The sequence below is a fragment of the Veillonella sp. 3913 genome (assembly GCF_003992235.1).
Lineage (GTDB): Bacteria > Bacillota > Negativicutes > Veillonellales > Veillonellaceae > F0422.
Window position 1 is genome coordinate 23,657 of sequence record NZ_RQVF01000008.1, and the last position, 10,406, is coordinate 34,062.

A 10,406-nucleotide genomic window follows, 5' to 3' on the forward strand; every position below is an offset into this window, starting at 1 on the left:
ATACTATGAGTTATTTATACGATACTATTGAAGATATTGTACGCCTGGCAGATCGTGAAAGTATTTCCTTTTCCGAAGTGGTCTTGCGGGCAGAAATAGAAAGTACGGACGCTACGAAAGAGGCTGTGCTAGATGAAATACGTCGTCGTATTCAGATTTTTAAAGAATCTGTTCATGACGGCATAGCAGATAGAAGAAAAAGTAAAAGTGGCATGTCTGGCGGACAAGCGAAACAATTAGACGAGCGGAAGCCTATCTTTTTGAGTGACTTAACGCATCGTGCCTTGCGCTATGCCATTTCTGTAAATGAAGCGAATGCGAAGATGTTCCGCATTGTGGCATGTCCAACGGCGGGTGCCTGTGGTATTTTACCAGGGGTCATGCAAGCGGTTGGTGAAGTGTGCAACTGTGATGACCAAGCGTATATCAATGGATTTTTAGCGGCGGCTGGGGTCGGTAATGTGGTGACAAACCAAGCTTGCGTAGCAGGTGCGGTGGGCGGTTGCCAGGCCGAAGTAGGTACAGCAGCGGCGATGGCAGCAGCGTGTGCAGTGGCGATGATGGGCGGTACTACGGAAGAAGTGGTGACGGCTATGACTTTGTGCATGAAAAATGTACTGGGTTTGGTCTGCGACCCCGTGGCAGGTCTCGTAGAAGTACCTTGTGTAAAGCGGAATGGTATTTATGCAGTCCATGCGTTGGCAGCGGCAGAAATGGCAATGGCAGGCTTGCGCAGTCGCATTCCTGCAGATGAAGTGATTGGAGCGATGGATTCCATTGGACGGGCTTTACCAGAAGCGCTTCGTGAAACGAGCGAAGGCGGTTTGGCGAAAACTAAAACAGGTGTGGATATCACAAATCGGTTGGCCCATCAGAAATAGAGAGGTGTAAGTATGGGCATGGAAGCATACAAAGAGACTTCTATCTACAAAGGAGCTCTGCGCATTTTGCAGACCTTACAAGCAGCGCATTATGAAGCGTATATTGTGGGTGGTGCGGTGCGAGATATACAGATGGGACGGATTCCTCACGATTATGATATTGTCACTTCCGCTATGCCGGAGGTGGTCATCGACGTACTACGAACTGAGGGCTTTATTACGACGAATGTAGTAGGCGCCTCCTTTGGGGTGGTTGTGGTTACAGAGGGTGATGATACCTATGAAGTAGCAACTTATCGAAGTGAACAATATGGTGAAGATAGTCATCGACCAGTGGCAGTACAATTTCCTTCTACGTTTTTAGAGGATGTACAGCGGCGAGATTTTACGATCAATGGTCTTGCTCTTACTGAAAGTGGTGAGGTCCGTGATGAAGTAGGCGGTTTACGAGATATTGTGGCACGCCGTTTATGTACCATTGGATCTAGCCAAGAGCGATTTCAAGAAGATGCGTTGCGCATGTTCCGATTATGTCGATTTGCAGGACAATTAGGCTTTTCTATTGATCCTGCCACCTGGGCGGGCATAGAGCCGAACCTATATCGTGTGGAAGGATTATCTTTAGAACGAGTGCGTATAGAAATTGAAAAAATGTTACTTAGTGAGTATGTAGATCTCGCTTTAGATGCGTTGGTGCGCAGTCATTTAAATGAGCAATGTTGCCAACAAACGATAGAGGGTCAGTCTCGACGGATTCCTATATTGCCAGAGCTAACTCATCTAGTGGATTTACCGCAAGCACCAGAGCACCACGTACATGATGGATGGTGCCACACTTTAGCAGTAGTAAAAAGGGTGGCGCCGAATCTAGTATTGCGTTGGGCTGCTTTGCTCCACGATGTAGGGAAAGGTATGGAAGGAGTTCGAGGCTTTCACAATGGGCGCATTACGGATCGTAATCATGATAGGGTGGGTGCCACTATGGCACGAAATATCTTGACCCGTTTAGGCTATGCTAAAGAATTTGTAAATCTTGTGGTATGGCTTGTAGAGCGACATATGCGGTTTCACTTTTATGTGTCCAATGGTTCTGCAGATTTACGTAAATGGTTGCAGAAGGAATCTCATGAAAATTTATTTAGAGAAACCAAGGATCTAGTGGAGGCTGTGGACTATCTAAAAACCCTAGGTGTGGCAGATGTATTAGGAGGAGGCACGAAAGATGCAGAACCTACAGTCCAGTATGGAACACGCATGATGGATATGGCAAAACAGATGCCTGTACACACGAAGGATTTGTGCTATGATCGCACATTGCCCAATTTAGTAGCACCTTATACGAAGGAAGTAATGGAGACTCTCTTACAGAGAGTACAAGCGGGAGATATTCCCAATACACCAGAAGCCTTACATAAGGCAGGAATGGCTAAATACGAACGAGTAAAGAAAAAGGAGTACCATGCATGAAAGTGCAAGCAGCAAGAAAACGATTAAATTTGAATGCCGGTTCGTGGTTCTTAGTTCTATTTTTTATATCATTAGGAATTATATTGCGATATACCTATGTACAGATTGTGGCAAAAGATACCTATTCTGAACGGTTTTCTAATCAATTTTTAACGGATAGAGTTTTACAATCTCCACGGGGAACTATTTTTGACCGCAATGGCAATCCCTTGGCATTGAGTGTAACAGTTAACTCTGTTAGCGCAGACCCAACTATGATGCGAGTAGTAGCTAAAAAAACGCCAGAAGAAGTGGCAGATGTATTAGCTCCTTATGTGCGCATTTCTAGAGAAGAGATTATTAAAAAATTAAATGAAGATACGGCCTTTGTATGGATTGATCGACTCTTAGATGTGCCGAACTCCAATGGTATAGAAGCAGCTATCAAGGAAGCAAAGTTCAACTTTATTACCTTACATAAAGAGAGCCGCCGCTATTATCCGAATGATACTTTGTTAGCGCAGGTCCTTGGATTTGTAGGATTCAATGAAGATGGCAAAGCGGATGCAGAAGGTAAGGCAGGGCTTGAGGCAGCGTTAGATGATGTGATTCGCAGTAATGAGGTGAAAGTCAGCATTTACAACGATACAGCTGGTCGCCCCGTCTTTGAGTCCGTACAATCTCAGTTTTTACCAGATCAAGAAAAATCGGTGAATCTTACCATTGATACAACGGTGCAGTTTATTGCAGAGCGTGCACTGGATAAAGCGATGGCAGATACAAAGGCTCGCAGTGCAGCCATGATTATTATGGACCCTAAAACAGGGGAAATCTTGGCAATGGCGAACAAAAATCGAGGCATGTCTACGGATGTGAATAAACTGAAACTTGAGGATTATCGGAACAATGCGGTGGTAAGTATTTATGAACCAGGATCTACGTTCAAACCGATTATTGCCGCCTCCGCTCTGGCAGCTGGAAAGTGGCAACTAGATACAGTGTACAATGATACGGGTACCATTCTAATCGATGGGCATACGATAAAAAACTGGGACGGTAAAGGCAGAGGTAAAGTTCGCTTACTAGATATTCTAAAATATTCCCTTAATACGGGCATGGTGTACTTGGGTACGACTACCGGTGGAGATATTTTGACAGATTATGTCAAACGATTTGGGTTTGGTAAAGCCACAGGCATTGAACTACCGGCTGAGGGGGATGGTATCCTTTTTGATCCGAAGACGATGAGTAAACTAGATACGGCGACTATGTCCATCGGACAAGGGAGTGCGGTAACACCATTGCAAATGGTACAAGCCTATGGGGCCTTGGCAAATGGGGGCAAAATGATGAAACCTCATATTATTAAATCCATCGTGAACCCAGATGGAACGATTTATAAAGAGGCACAAGATGTGGAGCAAGGTCAACCGATACCTGAAAGTATTGCCAAACAGATTACGGATATTTTAGAGAAAGAAGTCTCCGAAGGTGGTGGACATAAGGCGTATGTAGAAGGCTATCAATTTGCTGGTAAAACTGGTACGGCGCAAAAACTAGATGCTGAACATGGAGGCTATTTGAACGGTCGTTATATTGCGTCCTTTATTGGTTATGGACCGGTAGAAGATGCCCAATTTGTAGCATTAGTTGTGATTGATGATCCAGCAGGTACTTACTATGGTAGTCAAATTGTGGCTCCTGTATTCCAAGATGTGATGTCACAATTAGTGCGGTACTATAAGCTTTCGCCGACTCGTAGTAAACACGGTGATAAAGACAAGTCAAAAGCTGAAACTAAGGTATTGACGGTGCATCGGAATAAAGATGGCTCTGTCATTGTGCCAAACTTCGTGGGACATGCCTATGGGGAGGTCCGTGATTGGGTTCATGAAGCTGGATTAACGTTCAAACCAACCGGTACGGGCTATGCCATTTCACAAGATGAGGTGGTAGGCAGTACCTTGGAACAAGGTGAATCGATTACCGTTCATTTTAGCCGGTAAGATTCGTAGGCTGTGTAGGTACATAGAGATAGAGATGACATAGGGATACGCTATGAGAATATGAATGTGAGGATATCATGATAGAATTATTAGGAAAACCAGTAGCACAGGCTCGTAAGGCTGTGCTACTGGAGAAGATGCAAGTACTAGTGGACCAAGGTGTAACGATCACTCTAGGTATTTTATTAGTGGGTGATGATGGTGCAGCCAAAATGTATGCTACGTTCATGGAAAAAGTGGCGAAAGGGGCAAACTTTGGCACTGAGTTAGTAGAATTGCCAGAAACTGCTACGCAAGAAGAGGTAGAGGTGGTGATTCATAGATTCAATACAGATGAACGTATCTATGGTGTTTTGCCATTGATGCCAATGCCAAAACACATTGACAGTGAAGCGGTGATTGGTGGATTAGACCCAGCAAAAGATATTGATGGGTTAACGACCTATAACATTGGATTGGTTAGCTCTGGTAAAGGTGGCTACGTGCCATGTACACCGAAAGCGTGCATGGCGATAATCGACCATTATGGCATTGAACTAGCAGGCAAAAAAGTGGTTGTTCTAGGCCGTAGCCAAGTGGTGGGTAAACCAGTGGCATTGTTGGCACTAGAACGTAATGCGACAGTGACAATTTGCCATTCTAACACACAAAACTTAGCAGCTGAATTAGCACAGGCAGATGTGGTTATTGCGGCGGTTGGTAGAGCACATATGGTGCATGGCTCTATGCTGAAAGAGGGCTGTGTGGTGATCGATGTAGGTATTAACGACCTAGAGGGACAAACCGTAGGGGATGTGGACTTCGCCTCTGCCAGTGAGGTGGCGTCTGCCATCACTCCTGTGCCAGGTGGTGTTGGGTCTGTGACGACTACCATGATGTTAGAAGGATTATACGAGGCGTATTATGCACGAAATGGCCATCGCTGAGGGAATTGTAGATGTGGCGCTAGATACATTGAAAGCGAATGAAGGCACCATCATTCATGCTATACAAGTGCAGATTGGTGCGTTGTCTGGGGTAGAGCCAGAGGCATTACATTTTTGTTTTGATGCGGTCACACAAGGAACAGCGGCAGAGGGAGCGAAGCTAGACATAGAAACAATCCCTATGAAAGGACGTTGTTTAGATTGTCACCAAGAATTTTCAATGGAACAGTATCGTCATGTATGCCCGCACTGTGAAAGCTTTGCCGTAGAAGAATTACAAGGCAGGGAATTGCGTGTGGCATCCATTGATATGGATTAAAGGAGTACTATGGAAGTACAAGTAATGACAAATGTATTGGCTAAAAATGATGCCATTGCAGAAACACTACAAGAACAATTTAAAGATAAACATATTTTGGTAATGAACTTATTGGGTTCTCCAGGGGCGGGGAAAACCTCCCTATTGGAGGCGACTTTGCAAACGTTGTCCAAGGATTATCGTATTGCTGTTATTGAAGGCGATTTGTTCACAGATAAGGATGCGGAGCGCATTCATGCCACAGGCGTACCAGTGATTCAAATTAATACTGTCGGTGGTTGCCATCTAGATGCGGATATGATTCGCAAGGCTATCGCTGAACTAGATTTGGATGCCTTGGATCTCATCATCATTGAAAATGTAGGCAACTTAGTATGCCCAGCAGAATTTTTCATAGGTGAAGATATGAAAGTAACGGTTCTCTCTATCACGGAAGGGGAAGATAAACCGTTGAAATATCCATTGATATTCAAAGAATCTTCGGCAGTTCTATTAAATAAAGTTGATTTATTGCCCTACGTGCCATTCAAAATGGATGAGGCCATTCGAGATATTCAATCTTTACAACCAGGTGTACCTATTTTCCAAGTGAGCTGTACACAGGCAGAAGGGCTTTCACCATGGATTACTTGGGTGAAAGAACAACTAGAGGAGCGACGTAACCATGAAAACTAATTGGAAAGTTGCCCTAGCGGCTATGGCAGTAGTAGGTATGGTGGGGGTACAGCCGCAGATTGTGCTAGGACAAGATACTAGTGAAAATACAATTAACAAACAGGTGGGGTCTGTTGTTACTAAACAAGATGGTAGTGGAAATGCCGTAAATAAGACAACTGACTCGATTGCCAAGGAGAAAGGCTCGGATGAAAAGAATGTAGCAACAGTAGATGCTGCGGAAGGAAAAACTGTATTAGAGACAAAGCATAATGGTACCACTGTACTACGGAAGGTGTCCCTAGGGACATCGACCTTTACTGTAACACCAGAACAGGTGGCAGAAGAGTTGGCGTTGCGTAAGTTCTTACAAGAGAAAAAAGCATCTTTTGTAGAAGGGGAAGAAGAAAACTTAGAACTAGTAGGTACTTCCTATACGGCGAATCGTATACCACAGCTCGTTATTACCGATGCATTTGTTAAAGAACTCGAAGCAGAGGCGAAAGCACGCATGGATGCAAAACAACGTGAACCGTGGACATTCCCAGACGTGGATTTATTGAAAGAAAAACTAGAGGCCATTAGTAAGAAGAAACCTACAGAGGCAAGGGTGAAAGATGATGTCGCATCTGATGCAAAGAGTGATGTGAAAGAAGAGCTAGATGAGGGCTATGCTGAGGGCAGTGAGGATGCTGAGAGCCGGGAGGTGACAGATAGTGCTGATACTAGTGGTGTAGGCGATGCCCCTGATACCGAAGTTGCAGAATCTGAGAAGTCTAGAGATTCCAAGGGTTTCCGAAGTTTTGAAGATAATAAGCCATCTGGTGAAACCTCTTCTAGGGGTGATGATACTAAAGCAGTAGCGAAAGATAAAAAAGATAAGAAAAAAGCCTCAGCTCCAAAATATCCTATCAACCTACTATGGACCGATAAGGTGAATATCTTCTTACACGAGGACGTACATGTAGGCGCTACACGTGGAGAAGTGCTCTTTGCTTGGGGCGCACCACAGGCTATGTGGCGTGATAACAAAGATGGTTCATTGCTATGGCTATATGCTGGTGAACTTGATAAAGAAAAAACTATAACAAATACAAAAAAAAGTTCTATGCAAAGGGAGGAGTTTTCACATTTGGTGAAGAATACTTATACTAGTGACTCTTTAGCAGGTTCTAACAGTTCTGTGGGTTATGTGTGGCTTTCATTGAAAGATGGGAAAGTGACACATTTGGGAATGATTACGGGTCAAGACTGGCCTCGTTTTGCTATACCAGCCACTACATTAGAAAGGTTTAAGCCTAATACAATGACGGAGTCAGATTTCTCTTTGATGGGTTACCGATTAGGTGACACATTTACCAATGATCCTAATCGATCTTGGGAAGAAAGGGGAAAGCTGTACGGTCAGGAATTTTTAGGGTATAAGGATGTAGTTATCGCATATAACAAGGAACACGAAATCACTCGTGTCATGATCAACTCATCGCTTGGTACGACGAAACGCGGCATTTCATTAGGAGATTCTAAATATTTACTGCTCTATCTCTACGGAGTGCCAGATTTTGAAGAACCTGCTAATCATCATGATAGTAGTAAAAGTGTAGTGTATGGCTATCGTCATCCAGTACTAGAACATACCTATTTGTTGTTTACATTGGATGATACATTTATTAGAGAAATATTATTATCCAACCAAAAGAAAAGCGAACTTGTTTCGGCTATGTAGCCTGTGGCTTTCTTAATTAAATTATATAAAGTGAAGACCGTAACACACCCTTCTCAAGCTATACACTGGTTATGCTTGTTCAGGGGTGTGTTACGGTCTTCTTACATTTGTGTGATATAGTCAGTAAGAGAAAGCCACAAGGCTACTACGCAAAATTGCGTCGCTTGGGGGGTGCGCCGTGCTCTTCTTGTGTTTGTATAAATTTGATATAGCAACGCCATAAGGCTACTACTCGTAATTGCGTTCCTTAGAGATTTTGATCTATTAAAAAATTAACGATTTGAGGAATTTATGGTATAATAATATTATTAGAAGGGCTATTAACGTATTGTTAGGTTCATCTCTTCCTACATTGTAGGAGGGAGGTGATACTATGAAGAGGCTTGCAATATTATCTTTACTGATACAAATTGCTATGCTGATCATAGCACGTTTAGATTTACTATATAAGTAATGAAAAAGCCTAACGAATAAGGTCTGGTCACCTTAATACGTTAGGCACATTTTCATTTCAAACTTTCTTGAGATGAGCCTAACGCCGATCAAACGTTGATGGCTCTTCTTTTTGTATATTTAGTATACCATATTTTGTTGTGAAATACTACTGTTGTAACAGCAAGCTCTATATAATAAGGGTAAATTTTTTGATATGTCAGTAATAAATGTAATAAAGAACGAACCTATTCCTATCCAAAGTGGTGTTATAATGTATTGTTTGAGAGGTATGACAAAATTTTCTGAAAAAAGTTAAAAAATTTTTTATAAAACACTTGCGTTAGGAATCATAAATGTGGTATTATATCAAAGTAGTCAAGAACAGGACTACGGAGTAGAAAAAAGTTCTTGACAAACTACATAAAGACATATATAATATGTATGTAAATGTGCTGGCGTAGCTCAATCGGTAGAGCAGCTGACTTGTAATCAGCAGGTTGTGGGTTCAATTCCTATCGCCAGCTCCATTTTTTTGGAGGGATTCCCGAGCGGCCAAAGGGAGCAGACTGTAAATCTGCCGTCTTCGACTTCGAAGGTTCGAATCCTTCTCCCTCCACCATTTTCATCGCGGGGTGGAGCAGTTGGTAGCTCGTCGGGCTCATAACCCGAAGGTCGCAGGTTCAAGTCCTGTCCCCGCAACCATGTTAATTCGTTAGTGATTGAATAGTGCTGGTGTAGCTCAGTCGGCAGAGCGTATCCTTGGTAAGGATAAGGTCACCGGTTCAATCCCGGTCACTAGCTCCATATACTTGGCGGCATAGCTCAGTTGGCTAGAGCAATCGGTTCATACCCGGTGTGTCCGCGGTTCAAATCCGTGTGCCGCCACCAATAACCTCACTTAGGTGGGGATTTTTTTATGTCCGAAATTAGATATACATTGAAATTCCTAGTTTGACTTTGTATAATGAAGATATAGAAATATGGCAACTCTATGTGAAATGAGATAGAGTTGCACCATTATGTATTAAGAATACGAGGTACATATGACAACATGGTTTAATGATTTAAAAGAATTAATTTGGCACCCTAAGAGTAGGGGATTTGATCAAATTGCAGAACATGGGACGATAAAAAAAGGTTTACTTACCTATTTTGGTCTGGAAGTGGTATTCTGTTTATTGGTGGCTACTTTAGTACTGCCGTTGGTAGGCTTTTTCATGCCTGCCTATTATCGTGAGATTGATGCCTTAGGCTCGGCCATTATCATAGGTTTGGCCATCGTCTTTTTCCTATTTCAAGCGGTGTCCATTTTGTTTAACAGTGCGATTTTCTTCGGCTTATACAAATTGACAACAGGTGAGGCGACTTGGACAGATGTGGTGAAAGGATTCATCTACGGCAAGGTCATCACCAATGTATATGGCGTAGTTTTAGGCTTGCTCTTGTTGCCGTTTTTTGGGACAGGTTTTTTCCTAGCAACATCCTACGGTATGGAACTTATTTGGCTCTTCTTAGGGGCTTTCTTTGCAGTGGCCATCTGGATTTTCTACATGAATCTATCCCTGATGGCTCGTATTATTAAAAGTACCCTAATGAAAGCATTTTTATTATTGCTAGGTACTGGTATTGTGCAAATTATTTTAGAATATATGCTGAGATATTTGTAAGTTATGCGCTAGAATACTATATTGTGCCGCCTATATAGTATGTTCTCGGAATATATGTTGAATTACTTATATAAAATGTAATGAGGAACAGAGGTTAGACTTTCACAGAAATATCCGATAAGTGGAATGAAAGCACCTGTAATTCCTATAAAATAAGTAAAGTGTATTTGTATTTCTCTATTTAATCATATATAATAAAGGTAATTAGTTTTTTTGTAATGAAGGAGGCTATTTTAACAATGGCAAAAGCAAAGTTCGAACGTAATAAACCACACGTTAACATTGGTACTATCGGTCACGTTGACCATGGTAAAACTACTTTAACAGCAGCAATCACTAAAGTTCT

9 protein-coding genes and 5 tRNA genes are annotated in these 10,406 nt (G+C 42.5%); all 14 read left to right on the plus strand.

What is annotated here, in order from left to right; all coding sequences use genetic code 11:
• Positions 1–5 precede the first annotated feature (5 nt).
• Positions 6–881 carry an L-serine ammonia-lyase, iron-sulfur-dependent, subunit alpha gene (gene sdaAA, locus EO113_RS07785; RefSeq protein ID WP_127135990.1) on the plus strand — a complete coding sequence of 292 codons (876 nt, stop codon included), beginning with the start codon at positions 6–8 and terminating at the stop codon, positions 879–881.
• Between the two features lie 18 nt (positions 882–899).
• Positions 900–2,348: a CCA tRNA nucleotidyltransferase gene (locus EO113_RS07790; protein WP_240633685.1), complete on the plus strand. Its 1,449-nt coding sequence runs from the start codon at positions 900–902 to the stop codon at positions 2,346–2,348.
• On the plus strand, positions 2,345–4,333 hold the full coding sequence (locus EO113_RS07795) for a penicillin-binding transpeptidase domain-containing protein (protein ID WP_127135991.1): 1,989 nt from the start codon (positions 2,345–2,347) through the stop codon (positions 4,331–4,333). The genes EO113_RS07790 and EO113_RS07795 overlap by 4 nt, the downstream gene beginning before the upstream one ends.
• 77 nt (positions 4,334–4,410) lie before the next feature.
• Positions 4,411–5,259, plus strand: coding sequence for a bifunctional 5,10-methylenetetrahydrofolate dehydrogenase/5,10-methenyltetrahydrofolate cyclohydrolase (locus EO113_RS07800; protein ID WP_126939989.1), 849 nt, complete (start codon positions 4,411–4,413; stop codon positions 5,257–5,259).
• Positions 5,237–5,578 (plus strand): hydrogenase maturation nickel metallochaperone HypA, encoded by a 342-nt coding sequence (gene hypA / locus EO113_RS07805; protein WP_127062480.1) that lies wholly within the window; start codon positions 5,237–5,239, stop codon positions 5,576–5,578. Before EO113_RS07800 ends, hypA begins: the two co-directional genes overlap by 23 nt.
• Before the next feature lie 9 nt (positions 5,579–5,587).
• A complete protein-coding gene (hypB, locus tag EO113_RS07810) occupies positions 5,588–6,253 on the plus strand; it encodes a hydrogenase nickel incorporation protein HypB (protein ID WP_127135992.1) in 666 nt (221 codons plus the stop codon).
• Positions 6,243–7,958 carry a hypothetical protein gene (locus EO113_RS07815; RefSeq protein ID WP_127135993.1) on the plus strand — a complete coding sequence of 572 codons (1,716 nt, stop codon included), beginning with the start codon at positions 6,243–6,245 and terminating at the stop codon, positions 7,956–7,958. The genes hypB and EO113_RS07815 overlap by 11 nt, the downstream gene beginning before the upstream one ends.
• 886 nt (positions 7,959–8,844) lie before the next feature.
• A tRNA-Thr gene (locus EO113_RS07820) sits at positions 8,845–8,920 on the plus strand.
• Between the two features lie 7 nt (positions 8,921–8,927).
• Positions 8,928–9,012: transfer RNA gene (locus tag EO113_RS07825), tRNA-Tyr, on the plus strand.
• Positions 9,013–9,019: 7 nt separating this feature from the next.
• Positions 9,020–9,095, plus strand: a tRNA-Met gene (locus EO113_RS07830).
• A gap of 26 nt (positions 9,096–9,121) precedes the next feature.
• Positions 9,122–9,197, plus strand: a tRNA-Thr gene (locus EO113_RS07835).
• 7 nt (positions 9,198–9,204) lie between these two features.
• Positions 9,205–9,281: transfer RNA gene (locus tag EO113_RS07840), tRNA-Met, on the plus strand.
• A 155-nt stretch (positions 9,282–9,436) separates the two neighbouring features.
• Complete coding sequence (locus EO113_RS07845) at positions 9,437–10,060, plus strand: hypothetical protein (protein WP_009353492.1); 624 nt, start codon at positions 9,437–9,439, stop codon at positions 10,058–10,060.
• A 239-nt stretch (positions 10,061–10,299) separates the two neighbouring features.
• A partial coding sequence (locus EO113_RS07850) for a GTP-binding protein (protein WP_149306083.1) occupies positions 10,300–10,406 on the plus strand: 107 nt, incomplete at its 3' end.

Coding starts and splice junctions, on each gene's coding strand:
- EO113_RS07790 (WP_240633685.1), top strand. CDS start 900: ATGGAAGCATACAAAGAGACTTCTATCTACAAAGGAGCTCTGCGCATT.
- EO113_RS07795 (WP_127135991.1), top strand. CDS start 2,345: ATGAAAGTGCAAGCAGCAAGAAAACGATTAAATTTGAATGCCGGTTCG.
- EO113_RS07845 (WP_009353492.1), top strand. CDS start 9,437: ATGACAACATGGTTTAATGATTTAAAAGAATTAATTTGGCACCCTAAG.
- hypA (WP_127062480.1), top strand. CDS start 5,237: ATGCACGAAATGGCCATCGCTGAGGGAATTGTAGATGTGGCGCTAGAT.
- EO113_RS07800 (WP_126939989.1), top strand. CDS start 4,411: ATGATAGAATTATTAGGAAAACCAGTAGCACAGGCTCGTAAGGCTGTG.
- sdaAA (WP_127135990.1), top strand. CDS start 6: ATGAGTTATTTATACGATACTATTGAAGATATTGTACGCCTGGCAGAT.
- hypB (WP_127135992.1), top strand. CDS start 5,588: ATGGAAGTACAAGTAATGACAAATGTATTGGCTAAAAATGATGCCATT.
- EO113_RS07815 (WP_127135993.1), top strand. CDS start 6,243: ATGAAAACTAATTGGAAAGTTGCCCTAGCGGCTATGGCAGTAGTAGGT.